The sequence below is a fragment of the Flavobacterium piscis genome (genome assembly GCF_031457575.1).
In the GTDB taxonomy this organism is placed as follows: domain Bacteria; phylum Bacteroidota; class Bacteroidia; order Flavobacteriales; family Flavobacteriaceae; genus Flavobacterium; species Flavobacterium piscis_A.
Genome location: NZ_JAVDWQ010000007.1, coordinates 152,134 through 174,730, shown reverse-complemented (window position 1 = coordinate 174,730; position 22,597 = coordinate 152,134). Strand labels below are relative to the sequence as shown.

The window sequence follows — 22,597 nt, the reverse complement described above, 5'->3', positions numbered from 1 at the left end:
TTGTCGGATTTATATTTTTAAAATTCTATCGTCTTTTGCCTTTAAATATTATTTTTTGAATAAGCTCTTCTGTAATGAGTAGTAGGCTCTTTATTGCTAATAATTAATTAATTCGAAAATTTCTTCATACATATTTGCCTGCATACAAATAACTAAACACTAAAAATATTGTACACAATAATTCTATTATCATAATTAATATAAAGTTGCTTCCGGTAGTCTTGTTTTTTACGGGTAATAATAGAAAGCTTACAATCGTTTCCATCGTTATCTCTGCAGATAAAGGAATACACAATATCTGTATCATTTTCTTCCCTTTCGATATAATCTATAATATTAAAAAGCTGAATTTCCTGAGAATATACTACAATCCTGCTTTTATCTGTATCCAGAATTACTGAAAGATTGACCAGGTCAAGTTTTGACCATTCGCCCCATTTTCCTCTTTCATTTTTTGCTAAAACACTAAAACCTGATGTTCTAAAACGATAGGATTGACTGTACGATTGCTGCAAACCAATTCCTAAAAAAAGAAATAATATATAATAGGTGCGAATAATATTCATAATGTTTATTTGTGCAATTAAAATTCAAATTTACCTTTTTCCCGGCATGCAGCTTCAAAATCGGCTACCATTTCCTGAATAATTTTTTCGGCTGGCAAAATTTCATGGATTATTCCTGCAATTTGTCCAATCTCGAGTTCGCCCTCTTCAAGATTTCCTTCAAACATGCCTTTCTTGGCTCTTGCTCGACCTAAAAGCTGTGTTAAATCTTCTTTAGTCGGACATTTTTCATATAAAGCCTGAATATCTTGAAAGAACTTATTTTTAATCAATCGGACAGGAGCTAATTCTTTTAAAGTCAGTTGCGTGTCACCTTCTTTAACCTCTGTAATTTTTTGCTTGAAATTATCATGAGCTGATGATTCTGACGAAGCTGCAAAACGGCTTCCTACCTGAACACCATCAGCCCCCAGAATCATGGCTGCCAACATTCCTCGTCCTGTGGCAATACCACCGGCAGCAATAACCGGAATCCGGATTTTTTCTTTTACTATTGGTATCAGGGTTAATGTTGTGGTTTCTTCACGTCCGTTGTGTCCTCCTGCTTCAAAACCTTCGGCTACAACTGCATCTACACCTGCCTCCTGAGCTTTAAAAGCGAAAACACTGCTGCTTACCACATGAACAACTTTAATGCCTTTTGACTTTAAAAAAGATGTCCATGTTTTAGGGTTTCCTGCCGAAGTAAACACAATTTTCACACCCTCCCCGACCACGATATCCATAATTTCTTCGATATTGGGATACAGCATCGGAATATTAACTCCAAAGGGTTTATCTGTTGCTTTTTGGCATTTTTGAATATGTTCCCGTAATACTTCAGGATACATTGAACCAGCACCTATAAGTCCTAAACCTCCTGCATTGCTAACTGCAGAAGCCAGTTTATAACCACTATTCCAGATCATTCCTCCTTGAATTATGGGATATTTTATATTAAAAAGTTGTGTGATTTTATTCATTCAAAAACTGTTATTGCTTGATGATTTTTCCGGTTTTATAAACACCATTTGCTTCAAAAGTATAAAAATAGAGTCCACTTTTTAGGCTTTGAATCTCAAGAACTGAATCTTGACTGTTAAGTTGTTTTTCGGCTACTTTCTGTCCTAACATTGAATAAACAGCTACCCAAGCATCTTTTACTCCATCAAAAAAAGAAAAGGTAATAGTCGTTTCTGCAGGATTTGGATAAACTGTAAAATCAGTAGCATCAAAATTTTCCATTCCTAAAGCTGAACCAAAATTAGGGATCCCATAACCATAATTATTATCCGGATTTGAAAATTTATCCGAAGATTGTAAAATCATCTGCCGAATTTCCTGATTAGTTTTATTGGGAAAAGCCTGCCACAAACAAGCAATCATCCCAGCCATTATAGGGCAGGAAAATGAAGTACCGTTAGCTACACCAATATTCCCCGAAGTATCCGAAATTACCGCTGATGAACCTTGTGCCATAACATCAGGTTTTATTCGATTATCAAAACTTGGCCCTATAGAACTAAAACTCGATTTTATTTTTGCTGCTGTAACTGCACCAACAGTAATAACCGAAATAGCATCTGCTGGTCCTCCAATGTGTTTTTCAGTTGTATTACCTTCATTCCCGGCAGAAGCAACAACAATTATTCCTTTGCTAAAAGCGATTTCGGCACCACGCGAAATAAAATTAGTAACTCCGTTCATATCGCTATAAGCATGGCTATAATTGGCGTTATCATAACCAAAATAACCAAGTGAAGTAGTAATTATATCGACTCCTAATCTATCCGCTTCTTCTGCTGCTTCTACCCAAAGTGATTCTTCGACAGGGTTTTCAGAAGCATCATTTTCGGTAATAAACAAATAATAAGATGCAGCAGGAGCAGTTCCTACCAATTGGTTTTCTTTATAACCTCCCATTGTAGAAAGCACCATCGTACCATGACCATCCCCGGCATAGAAATTTTGATTTCTGGAAACAAAATCATAACCTCCTAAAATCTGGTTATTAGTGATAAGATTTTGAAAAGGCTGGGCTGTATTCACTCCAGGGAATCCGGCATCTAAAACAGCAATTATTTTTCCAGAACCTGTATAGTTTTGTTGATGCAAAATATTTCCGTTAAGCATCTGAATCTGATTTGCGGAATTTCCATAAGCATAATCAATGGAAATTTTAAGCTTGTCTGTAGTTTGATAAACTTTATTCTGCGAAACTTTTTTTCCGGTTAAATTCAGCGTTTTATCTGCAAAAATTACCTTATCAATAAAAGACAATCCTTTTAAAGCCGAAATATTAGCCTGTGTTCCTCGAATGTGAAGAGCATTTAACCATTTTGACTGTGCCATAACAGTTATGCCCGTACTCGTTTTTATCTGATCAACATACGTTGTTTCTAAAGGAACATCAGTAAAATTTAAACCTATATTTTGATTGGTTCTCCTATCCAAAGCACGCTGGGAAAGCATTAGTAATGGTGAATCCAAATAAATTTGTGCGGCTGGTTTGGCATTAAAGTAAACCCAGGCATCTTCTTGCTGCGAAAACATTGCAGTAGAAATCAACAAGAAAAAAAGAATGCAATTTATCTTCATAACAATTTACTTTTTAAGGGTGAGAACCCCAATAAAAGTATAAAGCTAAGAAATAACTCCCGAACCAACTAATTCATTATCGAAATACCAGGCAGCAAACTGCCCTTCAGTAATAGCTGATTGTGGTTCATCAAAATAAACGTACATACCATCTTCAAACTGATGCAAAGTCGCTTTTTGTAATGGTTGACGATAACGAATTCTTGCCATGACATCCATCGTTTCACCGACTTTTAAAGTCAAATCAGTACGTATCCAGTGTACTTCTGATTTTTCGATAAATAAGGCTCTTTTGAATAAACCGGGGTGCTGACTCGTTAAGCCTGTATAAATAGTATTGGTTTCAACATCTGTAGCAATGATAAATAAAGGATCAGTTGTTCCGCCAACATTCAAACCTTTTCTTTGTCCTACAGTAAAATAATGGGCACCCTGATGTTTTCCTACTACTTTACCCATTGTTGGAAGATAATTTCGTTTTTGGGCTTCCAGTTTCAATGCTGACTCTAATGACAAACCGGATGGTTTTTCAATAGCATATATTGGATCGTTTTTATCTATCTGAATAATTTTGCCTTCTTTAGGCTGTAATTTTTGTTGCAAAAATTCCGGTAAACGTACTTTTCCAATAAAGCACAATCCTTGTGAATCTTTCTTTTCAGCCGTTACCAAATCCATTTCAGCAGCAATTTCGCGTACTTCCGGCTTGGTTAAAGCACCAATTGGGAATAGGGATTTTGCCAGTTGATCCTGAGATAACTGACATAAAAAATAAGATTGGTCTTTGTTGTTATCTGCCCCGGCGATCAGTTGATAAACCGTTTTTCCGTCAACTTCAATTTCGTTTTTTTGACAATAGTGTCCAGTAGCTACATAATCAGCACCAAGACTTAACGCAATTTTCATAAAAACATCAAATTTGATTTCGCGGTTACAAAGCACATCAGGATTTGGAGTTCTCCCTTTTTCGTATTCGTTGAACATATAATCAACGATTTTTTCTTTGTATTCTTCGCTTAAATCAACGGTCTGGAACGGTATTCCGAGTTTTTCAGCCACCAACAAGGCATCATTGCTGTCTTCTAACCACGGACATTCATTTGAAATAGTAACCGAGTCATCGTGCCAGTTTTTCATAAAAAGCCCAATAACTTCGTATCCCTGCTGCTGTAATAAATAAGCCGCAACACTCGAATCTACTCCTCCGGAAAGTCCAACAACTACACGTTTCATTCTAAATCATTTATATTTTTACAAGGGTGCAAAGATACAAAAGATTTATAGAGTTAAAGCTTTAGGAAATGTTATTTGAATTTCGGTTTAGAGTCCGCCTGATAGTTGCTTTTAGGATCGCTCATATTGACTTCTTTCATTAATTTTCTTTTTAGGAAAAACTCCCACATCCCCACTTTTTTTCCGTTTAGAAATTTACCTTTAGATGCCACTACCCCATCTGAATCATAAAAAATGGCATCTCCATTATATTGGTTATTAGTGTATGTAGTTTGTTCTAAAATGATCCCGTTTTGTCCAAATTTTTTATAAACGCCTTCTTTTACACCATTTTTATAAGTCATTTCTTCGGCAATTTTCGAATTTGGATAAAATACCGTCCTTAAACCTTCTAATTTACCATTCTTATAGTTCTCGGTAATCATTATCACTTTTGATGCCTTGTGATAATATTTCCATTCCCCTTCATAACTTTTTCCAATAACTTTTCCTTCGCTTACTATATTTTTACTTTGGTCGTAAAAAATAGTATAAGCGCTTCCGTCATTAGCGCTAAAATCACGAGTAGCAATGACATCTCCTTTTTTGGTATCATCAAAAAACTTAAATATTCCGGTTTCTTTTCCGTGACTGAAAGTTCCTTCATAACGTGGACGTTTGGAAACTTCGTAGGTTCCTTTCCATAAACCATCTTTTTTTTCGTCTGCATCCAGTTTATTAAACTCCTGAGCAAAAGTAACAGTACTTATCAAAAATAAAATCCAAAAATTTTTCATCTTTTTCTTTTTCTATATAACAACAAAATTTATTTTTTAGTATTGCAAATGTATAACGTTTCAATAGAAATACCGCTATCTTACTTCTATAGTACCTGTAACGGGTAAAATTTAAAATCAATTTATACAAAAAGGGTTTTCTATTTTAAAAAGCTTTTTATTTTAACTTATATTCGCAAAAAAATCACAACAATCAATTTTAAACCCCACTTAAAAAATTCCTATTAATGAAAAAAAAATTACTCTTCCTGACACTTTTTTTTGGATTAACTCAATTACATGCTCAAATCCATGTTGATCAAATCACTCATAGGGACCTTGATCATTTTATTACTACAACTATTGGGTATCCTGTTCCCGGTTTATTTTTGTTTGAAGGAAAATCGGAACCGTCAATTTTACTAAATGCAAACGGAACAGGTGTTTTTCAATATGAAGACCTATCCAAAAAAAATATTACTTGGGGAATTGAATGTACTGAAGAAGGAATCCCTATTTTTAAAGAAGGTTTCAATAGTGCTTCTTATACTTTCTGGTACAAGACAGATGACAATGAAAACTGGATTTATACACAACTCTCTATCCATTACAACAAGAAAAAAATGTTCATCATGGGAGAGCGTGTAAAAGATTATGCAGATTACAACGACTTAAAAAAGCCTGCTAAAAGCAGATTATAACTATTTTAATTAGAATTTCAGCCTAAATAAGAAAACGTTTTCGTTAAATTTCAATTGTGCTTATAAATTTTGCCATTTAATTTCACAAAATTAAATATTATACCTATTTTTTATTTAATTTGCGATAAAATTCAATATATCACAACATGGTTACAATAACACGCCTTTTTGATTTCCCTTACTATCAACAAGAAACTCATAATCTTGAAGTCGCATTAGCTACAAAGCAAAATGACGTTTGGGAAAAAACATCCACCCAGGAATATATTGCAAAAGCCAATGCCGTTTCGAGAGCTCTGCTAAGAATGGGGGTGCAAAAAGATGATAAAATAGCTGTCATTTCAAGTAACAACAGAACCGAATGGCATATCATGGATATAGGTATTTTACAAACTGGAGCACAGAATGTTCCTATATACCCTACCATAACTGAAGAAGATTATGAGTATATTTTAAATCATTCTGAAGCAATGTATGTCTTTGTTTCGGATTTTGAATTATATAATAAAATCAATACCATAAAAGCTAATGTTCCTTCTTTGAAAGATGTTTTTTCTTTTAATGAAATTGATAATTGCAAAAACTGGACTGAGTTATTAAAATTAGGTGAAGATACCAGCAACCAGGATGCGGTTGAAGAACGAAAAAACAATGTTAGCACAGAAGATTTAGCAACAATTATTTATACCTCAGGAACAACAGGAAGACCAAAAGGCGTAATGTTATCCCATAAAAATATTGTATCCAATGTTTTAAACAGTGCCGATAGAATTCCTTTTGAACCTGGAGTTAGCCGAGCTCTAAGCTTTTTACCAATTTGCCATATTTATGAGCGAATGGTAACTTACATTTATCAATTTTATGGCTGTTCTATTTACTTTGGAGAATCTATTGAGAAAATCTCTGATAATATAAAAGAAATCAGTCCAACAGTAATGACTGGTGTTCCCAGGCTTATTGAAAAAGTTTACGAAAAAATTATTGCCAAAGGCGGTGAGCTTACCGGAATCAAAAAGAAACTTTTCTTTTGGGCTGTTGGAGTAGGTTTAAAATATGAACCTTATGGAGCGAATGGATTTTGGTATGAATTGCAATTAAAATTAGCCCGAAAATTAATTTTTAGTAAATGGAAAGCGGGTTTAGGCGGAAAATTAGATTTAATTGTAAACGGAAGCGCAGCTCTTCAGCCAAGATTAGCCAGAATTTTTGCAGCAGCAGAAATATACATCATGGAAGGTTACGGTTTATCTGAAACTTCCCCTGTTATTTCAGTAAATGATTATAGAAATAAAGGATTCAAAATTGGCACCGCCGGAAGAATCATTAACAATGTAGAAGTAAAAATTGCCGAAGATGGTGAAATTCTTTGCAAAGGACCTAACGTAATGATGGGCTATTTCAAAGATCCTGAAAAAACAGCTGAAGCCATTATTGACGGATATTTTCACACCGGTGATATTGGTAATGTAGATAAGGATGGTTTTTTATCGATTACGGACAGAAAGAAAGAAATGTTCAAGACTTCCGGAGGAAAATACATTGCACCTCAGCTTATTGAAAATGCAATGAAACAATCCCGTTTTATTGAGCAGATTATGGTAATTGGTGAAGGTGAAAAAATGCCGGCTGCTTTTATTCAACCGAATTTTGAGTTTGTAAAAGAGTGGGCAAAAATTCATAAAATAACTCTGGGAAGTACAAATGAAGAAATAATTGCAAATGAGCAGGTCGTAAAACGTATTGATGAAGAAGTTGAAGGAATCAATACTAAATTTGGTCATTGGGAAAAAATCAAGAGATTTGAACTGACTCCGGATGTTTGGTCTATCAATGGCGGACAGCTTACTCCTACTTTAAAATTAAAACGTAAAATCATCAAAGAAATCTACAAAGATCTTTACGCTAAAATTTATGATCACAATTAATCAAAATAATATAACCAACGAAAACGGCTGTCTTTTATGAGACAGCCGTTTTTTATTTGCTTCATTTTCAACTTACACAAAAACCTTATCAATCTGACTTAAAATTGTTGGATCCTGAATTTCATCGTCTTTGGCAAACAACAAAACTTTAGACATAACCTCAGCCGATTTCGGGTCATCATCTGCAAAAGGAAGGAACAAACGCCCTCTGTGCTGCGAATGAATTGGCAGTACCGATAAATATTTTCCCGGAAGCTGATGTACCACTGCACTTCCTAAATGAATACTGTATTCACCCATTTTTCCCTTTATGATGGCATGGTTTCCGGTAATTTCTACATTCTTAATTTTGAACAGTCGCAATGTTTCCCTCAATAGAACGGCTCTCATTTCGATAGAAGAATGACTCGCTTCCGGATCGACACCTCCAACGTGGGCAACACTTACGACCAAATCAATATCACGCATGACTTCAGAGAAAATCCTCGGATTTACGTCTTCAAATGCAATGTTTTTATAATCTTTGAGCGAATGGAATTCGATTGTTTCTAAAGTTGGGCTCTCAACATCGGCTGGTGAAAACCAATCTGCCATTGCATACATTTTAACCTGATACCCTTCTTTATGAAAAACTTTCTGCAATCCTTGTTCATAATCTACTTTCCAGCCTCTGGTTTTTAACAATGCTAAAGTCTGTTTAGGCTGCACCTGATGTCCGGTGTATCGTCTTGAAACCGACTTTTCTTTTAACTCATCCGGCGTTGGAACATATAATTCCCTGAAAACCTGTTTAAACGGCTGTTGTAATTTGTTATCAAAACAATACGTTTGATAATCTGTCCAGACGCTATTTTTATGCAAATCGAAACAATGTGCAATTCTAAAAGTCTGTTTTTCGTTCAGTGAAATAACTTCGCCTAAAGCTGTTACCAGATTTCCATCAATATAAAAACCAATTTTATCATCGTTGGAGATTAAAACCAATTTTTCAAGATGCTTCGAAATTATCGGATGTCCGAAAAGGTTTTGCATTTCGGCATACAAAAATTCGTCTCCTCGAATCATGCTTTCTTCCAGTCCTTTTCTCGAACGTGTCCATTGTTCGCGCATTGTTTTGCGGCAATTGGTCAATTCCAAAACTTCTTTGTCTTTTTTGTATTTTGGCGGAATCGCTTTTAACTCTTTGTCGCCTTTAGCAATCAGCAAATCTGCTTTTCCTTCCTTATTGATGACCAGACTTACCGTTACATCATCAAGTGTAATTTCAGTTTCTTTTGATAAAATATTTTCTATCTGTTTGGTTTCCATTGCCCAGGTCAAACGCACCGGATCCGGATAACCTGCATTTCTCGCTAAGTTTTCTAAGGCTACCCGAATTGCCAGAGCTTCGCTTGCCTGCTTCATCGAACCGAATTCCCTGCTTTCTTTTTTAAACTGCTGCAAATATTCATAACGCGCCAGAATATCTTTTTCAGGACTTGTTTTGCTCAAAGGCACTAAACCATAAACCCGTAAATAATCCTGATCACGTTTGTCTTTTACTTTTGCCGTCACTTCCCTAATTTTCAAATCTCCGGTAATCGTGTCCGCATATAATCGGGCGCGTCGGTGTCCGTTTCCATCGGTTACGTATTTTGCGGCTTCGTAGAGCATTTCCCATTTGGCTTTGCCTAATTGTTTGTATGCCGATACGAACCAGTCTTTATCGACTGCCCCATCTTTAAAATCCTGCAGATCAATTGATGAAAATTTAGCCATTTCACTTTCCAGTTCTGAATTCACGGCACTGTAACTCGCCGTTTTGGTATGGGCGTGAAACCACCAGATTCCTTCGTCTAAACCATTCCAGTTTAAATAATTGCTGATAAACTTTTGCCATTGTGGCGCATAAATCGCAGCCTGAACCAATCTTTCTTCTGATATTTTGGCTTTCTTTATAGCTTCATTAAAAGCCTCCTGTGTATCTGAAGCCAACGGATAACATCTTTTCAATAAATAGCTAAACAGTTTTTGCTTCGTTAATTCGGTATAACTCCACGAATAAATGTAGCCTTTGTACAAACTCGATTTTCCAAGAGCCGTCAACATTTCGACTAAACGATTGATTCCGAATATCTTCTGGAAACTCTGCACAAAATGTGTCACTGCTGTATTCGAATCGCCTCTCTTAACCTCAACATCCAAAAAGGTTTCCCGGATTTTATCAATCATTGGAACCAAAAACGGAAATCTTTTGGTTAAATCTTCACTTTCAGAATGCCTGTAACGTTTTGTTTCGCCCGTTAAGACAGATATTCTTTTACTTTCTAAAATACCTTCGTACAATTCCCCTTCGGAAATTAATTCTTGCTCAAAAGCGATACAGTACAAATATACTGGAGGTTTATTGTAGGGTATATTTTTCTTTACTCCATTTAACTGTCTCCATCTGTATAAATACCAAACTTTCCTGTTTTGTTCTTCAGTTAAACTTTCTAAGTTTATCTTGTTTAAAAAAACATCAAAGAAAAGCACATTTTGCCAGCCAATACCGAACTCTGAATCATTATAATACTCTTTCTTTTCTGGTTTATATTCATATTCCAAAACAGATTTTGGTAAATCAGCATATAAAGCACTACAGGCATCAATTAAAAAATCCTGCTTCTCTTTAAATTCATATTTCAACTGCAAGGCATTCAAAATGTTCAGGATAGCATTATCCCAATCATAACCTCTTTTATTTTGATGGGGCAATAGCTCCTTATAATAAAAAACATGTTTTTCAAGAAGGTCACGCCAAATTTTTCGGTCACAATCGCTTACTAGTGTAAGTAAAAACAAATCTCTTTCTGTTAGCCCTGAATTTTCAAACCAGCGCGACCAAACTCCGTACAAAGGATAATTAGTCGCTTCTATTTCAGCATCTTTTTCGTCCTTCAGGTATTTTACCTGCCTAAACGTATTGCCAAGCAAAACGGTTGTTTTGCTGTTGTCATAGTTTTCGATTTCATATTCGTAATTTCGGTTTTCTTCATACAATTGATAAAGCTTAGCAATTTCGGTTTTAATATGAGACATCGATTTGGAAAAACCATATTGATGCTCTTTAACCGATTTGACATATAAAGAATCGACCTGTGGTTTTGGCAACGCATAAGGCGAAACTTCATTGGGCTTGTAAAATCCGAATCCGTTTTCTGCGCTAAGTGTGTCTTTCTTTTTGGAAGGCTCTAACTGCTCGATAAATTTAGTTTCTTTCTCGGTGATTTTTGGCCTTGCCGAATAGGCTGCTACCCAGTCATTCACTTTGTCAGTCAGTTTGGCATTTTTCTGTAATTGCAGCATCAAATCCAAAACCGACATACGCTGTTCCAAATCGCCTTTTTCTAACGTTTTCTCTACAAACGAAGCTATTTTATGCTCTTCCTGTTTGAGTAAAATTGCCGTTAGGTTTTTCTTTAAACTAGAATTTTTACGCTTATACAGTTCCTGAAAAGTCAACAATTCTTCTTCTGATAGACTCAGATTATTTAAAGTGCAGATAGCCGAAGCCACAAGTGCTTCTCCTCTGTCTTTTAAGATGCGAAGGGCAAAATTTCTTTGAAAATCGGTTGGGTCTTTTTTAGTTTTTGCGTCATTGTTTTTAAAGCTGTAAAACGAATAACAGTAGAAATCGCCCAAAATTTCCCTGGTCAGTTTTTCTCTTAAAGCAAGCGAAAAACTTTCAAAATGACTTAAAATACGTTCTAGTCTTTCGTTATTATCGCCTACTAAATTGATGGCGGCTGCATAGAGCGAATCTTTGTCAAACTTAATATTGAGCCAGGAGAACACTTTACCTCCAAACGTTTTTTCTTTTACTGTTAAAGTCTGGGCGAGATGGTACACTTTATCGAAGAAATTAGGATAATCTGCATTTTCGATATAATATTTCGATTTTGCATTGGCGTCTAAAAGCGCATTCATCCTCGGAAGCGCAAATGCCAGAACCTGCAGGTTTTCATCGTCTAATGCTTTAAAATACAATGGCATTTCGATATAAGGATCGTTGGTTTCCCCAGCAAATTTTAGTGCCAGCGATTTCTTTTCGACCGAACCTTTTTCGAGTAATTCGTTCAGGTACGGAACTGTTTTTTCGACATCAAAAACGCCCTGAACCCAAAGCGCCATATACACTTCATTGTTATTTTTGCTCTGAATTCCTACCGGAATCGTTTCCGGATTCGAAAAATAACCCGAAGCGAGATTGATGATGTTTCGAACCGTAGTTTCTTTTTCTGAATCCCAGCCCAAACCGGTCCACGTATCTATACTGCGTACCACTGATGAAAAACGGGTTAATTTGTTATCGATAATAACCTTAATCATATATTGTAAAGCGCCGATACTGGTTTCGTCCAGTGCTTCCAGAACCGTCTGGCGCAACCCTTCCTGACGCTGTGCCACCAATAATAGTTTTTCGACCAACTCCCAGCTTTCTTTTTTCTCGCTATTTAAAAGTGCTTTGATGATATTGCGGGACACTTTTCCTCTTGGGTCTTTGTTGAAAATAATATCCTCAAATAACTGAAACAGATTTTCTTTGTTCAAATCAATCGCTGCCGACCAAATCATAAACTGATTGGTTGAAGCTGTAATCTCGGTATCAAAACGAATTTGATCTTCGATACTTAAATCGTAATGTACCGTATTGTTGTCGTGGTAATTGTAAGTCTTCAGTCCGTTAAGCAGCGAACGCAGAAAATTAACCTGATTGACCAGTAAGTATTTTTTATTGTTCGGTGCCCTGAAAGAACGTCTGGTGTAGCCGTCCTGATACATTTTTTGAGGCAGTCTGTTCCACGCTTCTTTTACATAAACAGCATTTTCAGCACCAAAAAAGAAAACCAAAAGATCGTTATAATTTTTATCTTCCCATTGATCCTCTTTGATCCATTTTTCAAATATCACACATTCTTTAGAACCTAAAGAAATATAAGTACTGTAATAATTGTCCTTTAGTTTTAAAAGCTCCAAACCAAACTCGGCGACTTCTTTTTTAAGCTTTGTTTTTAATAATAATTTCGAAACCAAATTGCTGTTTACAATTTCTTCGAGTTCTTTTTTAAATCTTATAATTGGATTTTCAATTACCTTATGTTTCAGAAGATCTTCTATCGTCATGTTTTTTTGAAGTTAAAAGTTATGGGCTTTATAAGTTATGGGTTATAAGTTAGGAGTTAGGAGCTGCTAGATATTTTGTTGAAATAAACCAGATATCAATTGACAAATAACACAAACTTATTTAATTGAATTTTGATTTTGAAATTACCATTTATTTATATTGAAATTGAAATTGATTTTTGACATTGCCATTGACCTACCAGTAGCTTCCCGCCAAAAATGTCAGCCTGATAAATGTGATGGATTTGTTTTGGGATAAATCGATTTCCTCACTTAAAGATTCGAGTTGGTCGTCGCCTTGAAAAAGGGCGTATAAACCGTCTTCAAAAGCTACTAAAGCATTTTCCTGAGCTTTGGCAACATCTACTTTGTTGTGGTTGTAAACGGCTCCGAAACCTACTTTTCCAGTATCGGTTAAGATGGGAAGATAATTTTCTTTTGGAAGATGAATCGTATCCTGGTCTTCCCACTCAAACGAAGCGGAATGGAATAACCCGACCTGATGTTTTACGATTAATTCGATGAAAGTACGAACGGTAACAACTGGTGCTGAAGTATCTAAAGAAATACTTTTTTCCTGAAGTATGGGATGCTTTTTCCCTAATTGCTTTACGGATATGCTTACATTCATTCTGTTTTATTTGGTCATTGCAAAATAATAAATTAAATTATAGGATAATACTTAAACAAGTAATTAAATGTTAAATTTTCCGCTACGCCTGACTATAAATGTAGCGTTTGATTTTAAAAAAATACCCCGCAAATTGGTATTTGCGGGGTTTGGGTTTTTTATTGGTATAATTTTTCTCTGATTTGATAGGATTTAAGTGTTTTTTTACCTCATCTGCCTTTTTCCGGCAAGTTGATTTTGATAATGATTTTGATTGAAGTGATTAAATCATCTGTCATTTCTGGTCAAATAATCGTGTTCTTTTTTACTTTTTAAATATATATTAAAACTGGAAGTAAATTCTGTTATTAAGGCTATTTCTTCTTTGTCTAATATGATGTCGTAAATTCCGAAATCAACTTCACCGATAGAAAATCCAATATCGTCATTTTGGAATGAATTGCTTTTTTCAAGTAATTTTTTCTTAATACTTGTAATACTATCGGTAAAATCACGTGTGGTTTGTTTTTTAATTTCATTAATAATTAAAGGCTTAAAGAGTGCCGATATCGTTGGATAAAATTTATTATCTACTGTCATGCTAAAATCCAAGTCTTGAAGTTCGAATTTCTTATTACCCGTCATAACTGGTTTGCCTGTTAAATAAACCCATCCCGACACTGGTAACAGGTTGCCTGGCAGTTTTGCTTTTAGCTTTACTCCTACAACAATTTCGTCTGCATTTGGATAAAAGCTCATTTCAATTAACTTCACTTTAGCTTTCTTTTTAAGAATAATATCAGGTTTTAAAACCACATCATTGTCTTTTAAATATTGATTAGCAGTATGCTCGATATCTTGATATTTAATATGCAAAGGAAGAAAGGCTTTAACTTCGCTTGCTGTTTCAGTCTGTTCTTCTAATAAGGGAATTGAACTTGTTGTGTTGACAATGTTATCATTAAAACTAATATTTCCTTTTATTCCAACATATAAAGCTAATGTATCTTTATAAACTTTTAAGCCGGACAATGCTACTTTTGAAGGATTAATATTCAATTGATATTGCGTGCCATTTGCCAGAGCTGGCAAACTAACACCATAATATTTCCATCTATCTTTAACAATATCCCTAATCATTTCACATTTGACTTGCTTACTTATAATATTGCTTACATCTTTTTCAATTTCTTTTAAATATTTGTCTGTCAATCCAGTCAAGGAAATATTAATATTATCCATAATCTCAATCTGTGGATTTGTTATCCATGAATGTGTTACATTTAATCCTATCTTGGGACACCAATCTGGTGTGATGGAAAAACTTGTGTTAACGAAAAATTGAATCTCCCCGTCAAAATTCTTTTTATTTAATGTTAATGCCGCTGGTACGTTTCCTTGTAGACCTGCATTTCCTTTGAATGAAATAGGAACAGCTATTCTTAAAGTATTATCATCAACATAGGATAATGTGATTTTTTCTTTTTCTTTCAGTTTCAAATCAACATCATATTTATACCCTACCGCTACTGCCGGACCTTTTGTTTCTATCCACTCGTTTGGATGATACAAAGGATTATTTGTCTCTATCCATTCATTTGGATGATATGATGGGTCTTTGGTTTCTATCCATTTGTTTGGGTGATACAAAGGATTTTTTGTTTTCCAAAAAGGTCCTCTAAGCCATTTTTTTGGATTATATAATGGATCTTTTGTTTTTATCCATTTATTTGGATTGTATAAAGGATCTTTCGTTTTTATTAACTTATTCGGATTATAGAGAGGATCTTTTGTTTTTATCCAGGATCTATATTGAAATGTGCCTTCATCAGAATTACTATATCCATTTTTTAATGCATCATTTAATTTGCTCTCCAAGCTGGATAAATCAACCTTTAAAGCAAGCGCAAAACTACTTTCATAGGTAGGCAATTCTACATTTTCATGTAAGCGTTCCGGTTTTTTTGTTATCTCTTCATAACTTTTACAACTTGTAAATGCAATTGCCACTACAAGTATCAGAAGGTATTTATTGTATTTCATAATAAATTGATTTTAATGATTAGAAATTTGTCTGTTGTTTTGAAAACTTATTCGCGACAATCTACTTAGCAGTTTTTTAATCGCTAATGATTTTTGCAGTACCTAATTTTCTTCGATTCCTTTATCCAAACTTATTTTCTTAACCTTAGATAAATTGTAGGTTATCCCGAAAAAATGTCCAAATTTAAATTGACTTTGTGTAGGTATAGTTCCAGAATCACCTAAGTTATAAGAGCCACCAACCTGATATCCATCTGCAATTCTATCCACTTTTCCCATAGAAATACCTGTCGAAAAAATAATACGCTCCTGTTTTCCTAATATAGCTCCACCGCCCAAAAGTATTTGCAGCTTCTCATTTTGAGTTATTACTGCACCGAAATTAAGGGTTGGAACAATCCATGAATTCATTCGAACATACGTATTAATTGTAGAACCAAATGCTATATCATAATCGCCACTATTTTTTAGCGTGATTATTTTATTGCCTGCAGTTTCAGGATCATCTCTTTTATCATATTGTGAATCATAAAGTGACGTAAAAAATATTCCGGCACTAACATCTATTTTTAGGCCATTTTTTATCCAGACATTGTAAGGTTTTGAAGCGAAACTAAGATCCTCTTTATCTGTATCTTTATAAAATCTGCGTAGTTTAAATTCTACTGCATCGATATTTTTACCTTGTACGTCAATTGGTAAATTATAAACTTCCAAATCAATTGTATATAGTAAGTGTACAATTGTTTGAATGCTCTGTATAGCTTTTTCTTTCGTTGCAAGTAAGCTTTCTTTTGTACTAAAGTAATTAGTTTCTGTTCGTTGTTCTTCTAAATTTATTAATAATAGAAAAACCTCAGCTAAATATCCTTCTGCACGATTACGTAATCCTTGTCTATTAGCATAATCGGTTCCAACAAAGGTGTTTTTTTGTTTCAAGGTTTTATAAAAGTTATCAACATCTGTATTTAAAAGATCTAAGTTATAATCTAAGTTTTCATTGTCTAATACAATCTTACCAATTGTAATTGAATCAGGAGCAACCCCCATTTTCTTATTTGCTGCTTTTGCTGCTTTTGCTTTAGCAGAAGCATTATCTGATGATGCATCCATCTCAGCTTTTTCATTAAAAAAAGAAATGTCATTCGTATCAATTTTATAAGTATACTTAAAAGGGTTTCCATTTATTAATTTAACAGCAATCATCTCACTACATTTTGCAGAAAGCCAGTTTCTTTTTTTTACAGGCTTACATCCTACATCATTACACATTTTAATACTATTTAAATTCGGATCGCTTAAATCGATTTCAATAATTTTAGTAACTATTCGGCTGTCCTTATCTTGGCTATAGCCAATAAAGCCAAAGAGTAAAAAATAAAGGATAAATAATGTTGTTTTCATGATTTCTATGTTTTTAGTTATGTCCCAAATGTATTTACAGAACATCATATCAATCAATTACCCGTTTGGGTGATATTTTATTTTCTTATAATCTTATCTTTTTTTTTGTAAGTTTATTGAATGTTAAATTTTATATTCAGGTTCATCTTAATTCCAAATATCACCCAAAAGGGTAATTGCGCTCAATGGGCTTATATCCCAACTTTGTAAAAGAAAATGTAACACCATGAAAATAAGAGTAGCCATAGTAGAGGATGATAAGAATTACAATCAGGCGTTGAAAAACATCATCGACTTCCAGGAAGACATGGAATGTGTAGCTCAATTTTTTAATGGTAAAAATGCTTTGCAAAAATTGGAAGCCATAGAACCAGACGTGGTTTTAATGGACATTCAACTGCAGGATTTATCTGGTATTGATATTGTTTTTAAACTGACCGAATTAATGCCAGGTACTACTTTTATAATGTGCACCAGTTTTGAAAATGACGAAAAAATCTTTTCAGCCCTGCGTGCCGGTGCGAGTGGTTATCTTGTAAAAGGAGATCCGCTGGACAAAATTATTCAGGCAATTCTGGAAGCGCATAAAGGAGGTGCCCCAATGAGTTTTTCTATTGCCAAGCGTGTTTTACAACATTTTCAGGAATCAAAAGTACAAGTACAAAGTCTAGCATTACTTACCGTAACCGAAAAAGAAGTTCTTGAATTACTGGCACAAGGACTCCTCTACAAAGAAATTGCCGACAAGAAAAATGTCACAATTGATACGATCAAAAAACACATTGGCAATATTTACAGAAAATTACAGGTAAGTAATAAAATTGAAGCAATTAATAAATTTAACAACAAAAATTAGAAATCATGGGTAAACAAAAATTACAGGAAAAAGTTGACAAAAAAGCTTTTTTAGAAAGTTTCATAAAATTAGGAATTGACTTTCTTAAAACTATGCCAGAAGAGGAAGTTAATTCAAGAAATAAAGACTTAAGAAAATTAAATCTCACTACTAATATGATTTATGATTTTTCTATCGATTCAGAAAATTTCATTTTTGAAATATATAATTCTTATGAAAATAAACCTACAGAAATAAAGAGAAAATTAGATTACTTTAAAATATACTTCATACAAGATGACAATGATCTATTTTCAATTTGCTTTTCTTTATCATCTGAAGAAACCGAAAAATATGAAGATAATGATTCTTTTTTCAAAATTAATTGTAAAAATGAAATAGAAAAAATGGAGAAAGATGAATTTATAAAATATAGTAAAAACTATAGAGACAAACTACTTCAAACAATCAATTCACAAACTATGATTGATGGTGTTGAAATCAAAAATACTGAAGCAATTAGTTATAAACTTAAAGATCTTTATTTTTTTATTCTCAAACATTTTTTAATTAAACCTATATCTGATTACTCAAAATTATCCTTTCAAATGATTAAATTCGAGGAAAACGTGGAAGAGCAAAATAATCGAAATAAACTGAGTCTTGTTGTTCGAGCAGAAGACGACACAAAGGGTAAAGGAGATGCTTACAACTTCGGAACCGTCTATCCTTAAAATATGGAGATACTTCTACTCTTGTATATAAGTTGTTTAGTTATCACAACAACCAAAGCTATAGTTTTGGGTTCTAAGTATTCATTTAGAGCTCAAAACTATTTAGTATTTTATTTAATTGTTACTCTTTGTTTAGAAATTTTCGGAATAATTAAAACGCATTTGAAGCAATTTGACTTTGCAGTTTATTTCAATGTTTATGCTATACTATGTATTCTCTTTTTTGGAATTTACTTTTCAAGAATTTATGTTGGAATTTTTAAGCGAATTGGAATTTTCGTTTCTTTATTTCTTCTATTATATCTTTTACTTTTTGTTGATTTTTTAAGTAGACAATTTTTACCTCAATTAGGAATTTTAGTCGCTCTGTTCTATATTTTCAGTTCAATTTTGTGGTTTTTCCAAAAATTAAAACTTCCCGTTCAGGGCAAAATCACTAATGATCCTAATTTCTGGATTTCGACGGCTTTACTTTTTTGGAGTACTTATATCATTTTTAGATTTACACCAATGTATTTATTCGAAAAAGAAGATCAATTCTTCTTAAGCATTCTAAGAAAAATAGGTTCTGTAGTAAATTTGATTATGTATGCTTTATTTTATTATGCTCTTTTGAAATACGAAACAATTGCAAAAAATCTAAATAAATGAGCCAGCTACCTCACGAAATAAAACTCACCTATATCATTGCCATCATCGTGATGCTGCTTTTTGTGTGTTTCATTATTATGGTGGTGTTTATTTACAACAAAAAGCAATTGATTCAGCAGCAGGAGAACCAAATAAAAGAAAGCGAATTTAAAAATGAATTGCTGCAGAAAGAACTAGAACGCCAAAAAGCGATTCAGTTAGAAAGAGAACGTATTTCGCAGGATATGCATGATGATTTGGGTGCCGGAATTTCTGCTATAAAACTTCAGGCTGAGTTTTTAAAATATAAAATGCCTAAGGAAAGTTATTCAGAAGATTTAGAAGCAATTATCTCTACTTCAGAAGATATGAATTTAGCCATGCGGGAAATTCTTTGGAGTCTGAACTCGCAAAATGATACTATTGGAAATTTTATAGACTATACGAGTTTGTATGTTAAACGTTTTTTAAACAAAACCACAATTGGCTCTCAGTTCATCTTAAATATTTCGGAAAAAGAAACCAATTTATCTGTAAAAGCAAGACGAAACCTTTTTTTAGTGGTTAAAGAAGCGGTTCATAATGTATACAAACACAGTGAGGCAAATAACCTCCTTATCGAATTTGAGAAAACTGACACTTATTTTCAAATTACAATTACCGATGACGGCATTGGACTATCCGAAACGATTCAAAAAGGAAATGGCTTAACCAATATGTCTTTGCGAATGGAAGGCATAAATGGAACTTTTGAGATTGTTCATGCTCAAAAAGGGTCTTGTTTATTGTTTGTGTATCCATTACAGTATTAAAAATAAAAATAAAGGTGTGCAAGGACTCGAACCTGCAGCCTCTTGCTTGCAGAGCAAGCGCTCTTCCAATTGAGCTAACACCTTTTTTATAGCAGTATTTATTTTTAATTGACACAAACTCTTAAAACTTCGAACATCTGCATCTCTGCGTCTTTGAACCTGAAAAATAAAGGTGTGCGAGGACTCGAACCCGCATCCTTCCCCCTTGGTGGGGAACGCTCTTCCAATTGAGCTAACACCTTTATAATATTTATTGCATCTGTCACAATTATTCTAAATAATTTTAAAAAGCTCTGAACCTTTATCTCTGTGCTTTTAAACCTTAAAAATAAAGGTGTACAAGGACTCGAACCTGTATCCATCTGTTTAGCAAACAGCTGCTCTTCCAATTGAGCTAACACCTTTGTAGGATAGTTGGGATTCGAACCCAAAACTACTACAGTGGCAGAATTACTTTTCCAGTTAAACTACTATCCTGTTTTTTTACCATTGAGAAACTTTATAATTTTTCAATAAAACGCCAAATATACTTTTTCCTTTGATTCCCGCAACAATTGGATCAAAAATTCTGCTGGCTCCGTCTACAGAATCCAAAGGTGGAATATAACCTTCTTCAAATTGCTTTTTCCGAAGACTTTCTTTGGCGCCTGTCGAAATCCAGCCAACATCTACACTTGTCATAAAAATACCATCAGCAGCAAATTCTTTGGCAGAAGTAAGCGTCATCATATTCAGTGCCGCCTTTGTCATATTGGTATGTGGATGAAAAATGGTTTTATTGGTATAACTAAAAATCCCTTCTGATGATGTGACGTTTACAATAAAACGTTCTTTAAAAGCTGAATTCAGAAATAGCGGTTTTAATTCTTTTATCAAAAAATAAGGCGCAATCTGATTGATCAAATTTACCTCAACCAATTCATACATACTGATTTCCTCTAAAGTCGAATTCCAGCTTGTTTTTTCGCGATTGTCAACAGGCTGTCCAAAACGGGTAAGTGCTATTTCGGTTTCTTCCTCCACACCATATTCCAGCGCTTTTATCTCTTTTGAAACTGCAGTTTGATTCGCAATTAGATTTGGCTTAAAAACTTCTAATAATTGGTCTTCTTTTTTAATGAGAGGCACATAATATTCGTCCGGATATTTTATGGTTTGCGCTGCATTGTTAATCAGGATATCCAGACTGTCAAATTTAGATTTATAAAAAGCAACAAACTCATTTATAGCATTTAAGTTTCTTAAATCTAAACCATAAACAATCAGGTTTTCTTTCCATTCTTCAAAATCAGTTTCTTGTTCAAACTGTTCTAAAGCCAAAGCCGGAAAACGTGTTGTGAGTACCACATTGGCATTATTTCGCAATAATCTAAGTGCGGTTGCAAAACCAACTTTTACCCTGCCTCCGGTTAAAATTACGTTTCGGTCTTTTAGATCAATATTCTCAAAACGTTTTTCATAATTTTCTTCGGCACATTCCGGACAAAGCCTTGTGTAAAAACTATGCGCCAGCTTGTACGATTGATTACAGCAATAGCAATTTTTAGGCAGGTTTAATGGAGTAAACTGCTGATCGTTTGGATTTTCATTTTCCGAAAAAGAGGTTTCTCCGTTTAAGGCTTTCAATACCAATTCGGCATTTAAGTTTGTTTTAAGATCTTCTTGTTTTTTTGAAGAATAACTTGCGCTTCGGATATTCTTTTTTGCATTTTTATGAATTTTCGTAATCAAACCGGAAAACAAATTGTTATCCGGATTTTGAAACGGAGCTTCTTTCAACGTGTTTAAAACCTTAATACAGGCTTTCCATTCATCTTCGCTAAAACTATAATCATTATCTTCTTTCATTTCTTATTTACTGTATATTACAGTTTCCCAAATATCTAAATCAGCTAAAACATTGGCGATCAAATTAAAATTAGCCGAACTATTATCCAAAATCCAGGCATCAGATGTTACGGCAATTAAATCACTTTCGGCAATTATTTTATCCGGATTATTAACAAGTTCTGCTTTCCAGTTATAGCCTTTTTCTAAAGCCGTTTGTTCAATCAGTTGTTTTAACTGACCGCTGTTTGAAACCGGTTTGTCAAACAGCCAATGCGCTTTTGTGATTTTTTCTTTTATAAAAAAGTCACCTATAATTTCAATTGCCTGTGGAGCTTGCTTTACTTTTTTGTACGTTCCGTAAACGCTCGATAAATCCCTAATGAAACCGTCCAGTCCTTGAAAAATATAAGCACTTGACAAAATACTTTCCAATAATATCAGGACATTAAATCCATCTATAATAATTTCTTTTCCTTCGAGATCGTGACTTTCAACCTCTTTTAATTTCCGAATTTCAATTTGATTTTGAGAAGCACTCATTCCGCGAACGGCCTGCTGTTGACGGGAATTTAAACGATACTGGTTACCAACCAAAGTTAATGTTGCTTTTTCGCCATAACCTCTGCTCAAAAAATAATGCATGTCTGCAACAGCTTCTTTCAGTTTTGACTGCATCTTTAAAGTCCCAAATAAAACATCGTCACTGGCTTCCTTACCTCTGTTTTTAAGATTTGTCATTTTAGCTAGGCGTGAGTGGTTTTGTTTACTTATGCTGGCGACTTACTTCCTGGTAAAAT

The 22,597-nt window shown here is 34.0% G+C and carries 16 protein-coding genes and 4 tRNA genes; 5 read left to right on the top strand and 15 right to left on the bottom strand.

The features are described from left to right. Positions 1–152 precede the first annotated feature (152 nt). The 5 genes from J2W48_RS12120 to J2W48_RS12100 all read right to left on the bottom strand — a co-directional run bounded on the left by J2W48_RS12120 (position 153) and on the right by J2W48_RS12100 (position 5,152). Positions 153–566: a hypothetical protein gene (locus J2W48_RS12120; RefSeq protein ID WP_310281637.1), complete on the bottom strand. Its 414-nt coding sequence runs from the start codon at positions 564–566 to the stop codon at positions 153–155. Between the two features lie 17 nt (positions 567–583). Next, positions 584–1,528: an NAD(P)H-dependent flavin oxidoreductase gene (locus J2W48_RS12115; protein WP_310281635.1), complete on the bottom strand. Its 945-nt coding sequence runs from the start codon at positions 1,526–1,528 to the stop codon at positions 584–586. A gap of 10 nt (positions 1,529–1,538) precedes the next feature. Beyond that, positions 1,539–3,143: a S8 family serine peptidase gene (locus J2W48_RS12110; RefSeq protein WP_310281633.1), complete on the bottom strand. Its 1,605-nt coding sequence runs from the start codon at positions 3,141–3,143 to the stop codon at positions 1,539–1,541. 45 nt (positions 3,144–3,188) lie between these two features. Beyond that, positions 3,189–4,376 carry a tRNA 2-thiouridine(34) synthase MnmA gene (gene mnmA, locus J2W48_RS12105; RefSeq protein WP_310281631.1) on the bottom strand — a complete coding sequence of 396 codons (1,188 nt, stop codon included), beginning with the start codon at positions 4,374–4,376 and terminating at the stop codon, positions 3,189–3,191. Between the two features lie 71 nt (positions 4,377–4,447). Beyond that, entirely contained in the window at positions 4,448–5,152 is a 705-nt protein-coding gene (locus tag J2W48_RS12100; protein WP_310281629.1) for a toxin-antitoxin system YwqK family antitoxin, read from the bottom strand. 227 nt (positions 5,153–5,379) lie between these two features. Here J2W48_RS12100 and J2W48_RS12095 point away from each other — a divergent pair, with 227 nt between their 5' ends. Next, the gene (locus tag J2W48_RS12095; protein ID WP_310281627.1) at positions 5,380–5,832 is read left to right on the top strand and encodes a hypothetical protein; all 453 of its coding nucleotides are present in this window, start codon (positions 5,380–5,382) and stop codon (positions 5,830–5,832) included. 146 nt (positions 5,833–5,978) lie between these two features. Then, positions 5,979–7,757: an AMP-dependent synthetase/ligase gene (locus J2W48_RS12090; RefSeq protein WP_310281625.1), complete on the top strand. Its 1,779-nt coding sequence runs from the start codon at positions 5,979–5,981 to the stop codon at positions 7,755–7,757. Positions 7,758–7,829: 72 nt separating this feature from the next. Here J2W48_RS12090 and J2W48_RS12085 read toward each other — a convergent pair whose 3' ends face one another. The 4 genes from J2W48_RS12085 to J2W48_RS12070 all read right to left on the bottom strand — a co-directional run bounded on the left by J2W48_RS12085 (position 7,830) and on the right by J2W48_RS12070 (position 16,959). Next, positions 7,830–12,902: a DUF4132 domain-containing protein gene (locus J2W48_RS12085; RefSeq protein ID WP_310281623.1), complete on the bottom strand. Its 5,073-nt coding sequence runs from the start codon at positions 12,900–12,902 to the stop codon at positions 7,830–7,832. 196 nt (positions 12,903–13,098) lie between these two features. Continuing rightward, positions 13,099–13,533, bottom strand: a complete 435-nt coding sequence (locus J2W48_RS12080) for a hypothetical protein (protein ID WP_310281621.1) — start codon at positions 13,531–13,533, stop codon at positions 13,099–13,101. Positions 13,534–13,800: 267 nt separating this feature from the next. Next, entirely contained in the window at positions 13,801–15,555 is a 1,755-nt protein-coding gene (locus tag J2W48_RS12075) for a DUF4403 family protein (protein ID WP_310281619.1), read from the bottom strand. A 102-nt stretch (positions 15,556–15,657) separates the two neighbouring features. Next, entirely contained in the window at positions 15,658–16,959 is a 1,302-nt protein-coding gene (locus tag J2W48_RS12070; protein ID WP_310281617.1) for a hypothetical protein, read from the bottom strand. A 226-nt stretch (positions 16,960–17,185) separates the two neighbouring features. Between J2W48_RS12070 and J2W48_RS12065 the strand changes: the two genes are divergently transcribed. The 3 genes from J2W48_RS12065 (at position 17,186) to J2W48_RS12055 (ending at position 19,970) form a co-directional block, all read left to right on the top strand. After that, a complete protein-coding gene (locus J2W48_RS12065) occupies positions 17,186–17,815 on the top strand; it encodes a response regulator transcription factor (protein ID WP_310281615.1) in 630 nt (209 codons plus the stop codon). Between the two features lie 5 nt (positions 17,816–17,820). Next, positions 17,821–18,528, top strand: a complete 708-nt coding sequence (locus tag J2W48_RS12060) for a hypothetical protein (RefSeq protein WP_310281613.1) — start codon at positions 17,821–17,823, stop codon at positions 18,526–18,528. A 647-nt stretch (positions 18,529–19,175) separates the two neighbouring features. After that, positions 19,176–19,970: a sensor histidine kinase gene (locus J2W48_RS12055; RefSeq protein ID WP_310281611.1), complete on the top strand. Its 795-nt coding sequence runs from the start codon at positions 19,176–19,178 to the stop codon at positions 19,968–19,970. 10 nt (positions 19,971–19,980) lie between these two features. Here J2W48_RS12055 and J2W48_RS12050 read toward each other — a convergent pair. The 6 genes from J2W48_RS12050 to J2W48_RS12025 form a co-directional block, all read right to left on the bottom strand. Continuing rightward, positions 19,981–20,054 (bottom strand) — tRNA-Ala (locus J2W48_RS12050). Between the two features lie 84 nt (positions 20,055–20,138). After that, a tRNA-Trp gene (locus tag J2W48_RS12045) sits at positions 20,139–20,212 on the bottom strand. Positions 20,213–20,300: 88 nt separating this feature from the next. Then, positions 20,301–20,374: transfer RNA gene (locus J2W48_RS12040), tRNA-Ser, on the bottom strand. 2 nt (positions 20,375–20,376) lie between these two features. Further along, a tRNA-Trp gene (locus J2W48_RS12035) sits at positions 20,377–20,447 on the bottom strand. Between the two features lie 6 nt (positions 20,448–20,453). After that, on the bottom strand, positions 20,454–21,818 hold the full coding sequence (locus tag J2W48_RS12030; RefSeq protein ID WP_310281609.1) for an SDR family NAD(P)-dependent oxidoreductase: 1,365 nt from the start codon (positions 21,816–21,818) through the stop codon (positions 20,454–20,456). A gap of 3 nt (positions 21,819–21,821) precedes the next feature. Continuing rightward, complete coding sequence (locus J2W48_RS12025) at positions 21,822–22,538, bottom strand: DUF434 domain-containing protein (protein ID WP_310281607.1); 717 nt, start codon at positions 22,536–22,538, stop codon at positions 21,822–21,824. Between the last annotated feature and the right edge of the window lie 59 nt (positions 22,539–22,597).

What these genes read in the sequence shown, in the direction of transcription:
- J2W48_RS12110 (WP_310281633.1), bottom strand. Translation starts at nt 3,143, where the DNA reads ATGAAGATAAATTGCATTCTTTTTTTCTTGTTGATTTCTACTGCAATG.
- J2W48_RS12025 (WP_310281607.1), bottom strand. Translation starts at nt 22,538, where the DNA reads ATGACAAATCTTAAAAACAGAGGTAAGGAAGCCAGTGACGATGTTTTA.
- J2W48_RS12055 (WP_310281611.1), top strand. Translation starts at nt 19,176, where the DNA reads ATGAGCCAGCTACCTCACGAAATAAAACTCACCTATATCATTGCCATC.
- J2W48_RS12100 (WP_310281629.1), bottom strand. Translation starts at nt 5,152, where the DNA reads ATGAAAAATTTTTGGATTTTATTTTTGATAAGTACTGTTACTTTTGCT.
- J2W48_RS12120 (WP_310281637.1), bottom strand. Translation starts at nt 566, where the DNA reads ATGAATATTATTCGCACCTATTATATATTATTTCTTTTTTTAGGAATT.
- mnmA (WP_310281631.1), bottom strand. Translation starts at nt 4,376, where the DNA reads ATGAAACGTGTAGTTGTTGGACTTTCCGGAGGAGTAGATTCGAGTGTT.
- J2W48_RS12065 (WP_310281615.1), top strand. Translation starts at nt 17,186, where the DNA reads ATGAAAATAAGAGTAGCCATAGTAGAGGATGATAAGAATTACAATCAG.
- J2W48_RS12095 (WP_310281627.1), top strand. Translation starts at nt 5,380, where the DNA reads ATGAAAAAAAAATTACTCTTCCTGACACTTTTTTTTGGATTAACTCAA.
- J2W48_RS12085 (WP_310281623.1), bottom strand. Translation starts at nt 12,902, where the DNA reads ATGACGATAGAAGATCTTCTGAAACATAAGGTAATTGAAAATCCAATT.
- J2W48_RS12030 (WP_310281609.1), bottom strand. Translation starts at nt 21,818, where the DNA reads ATGAAAGAAGATAATGATTATAGTTTTAGCGAAGATGAATGGAAAGCC.
- J2W48_RS12080 (WP_310281621.1), bottom strand. Translation starts at nt 13,533, where the DNA reads ATGAATGTAAGCATATCCGTAAAGCAATTAGGGAAAAAGCATCCCATA.
- J2W48_RS12090 (WP_310281625.1), top strand. Translation starts at nt 5,979, where the DNA reads ATGGTTACAATAACACGCCTTTTTGATTTCCCTTACTATCAACAAGAA.
- J2W48_RS12070 (WP_310281617.1), bottom strand. Translation starts at nt 16,959, where the DNA reads ATGAAAACAACATTATTTATCCTTTATTTTTTACTCTTTGGCTTTATT.
- J2W48_RS12115 (WP_310281635.1), bottom strand. Translation starts at nt 1,528, where the DNA reads ATGAATAAAATCACACAACTTTTTAATATAAAATATCCCATAATTCAA.
- J2W48_RS12075 (WP_310281619.1), bottom strand. Translation starts at nt 15,555, where the DNA reads ATGAAATACAATAAATACCTTCTGATACTTGTAGTGGCAATTGCATTT.
- J2W48_RS12060 (WP_310281613.1), top strand. Translation starts at nt 17,821, where the DNA reads ATGGGTAAACAAAAATTACAGGAAAAAGTTGACAAAAAAGCTTTTTTA.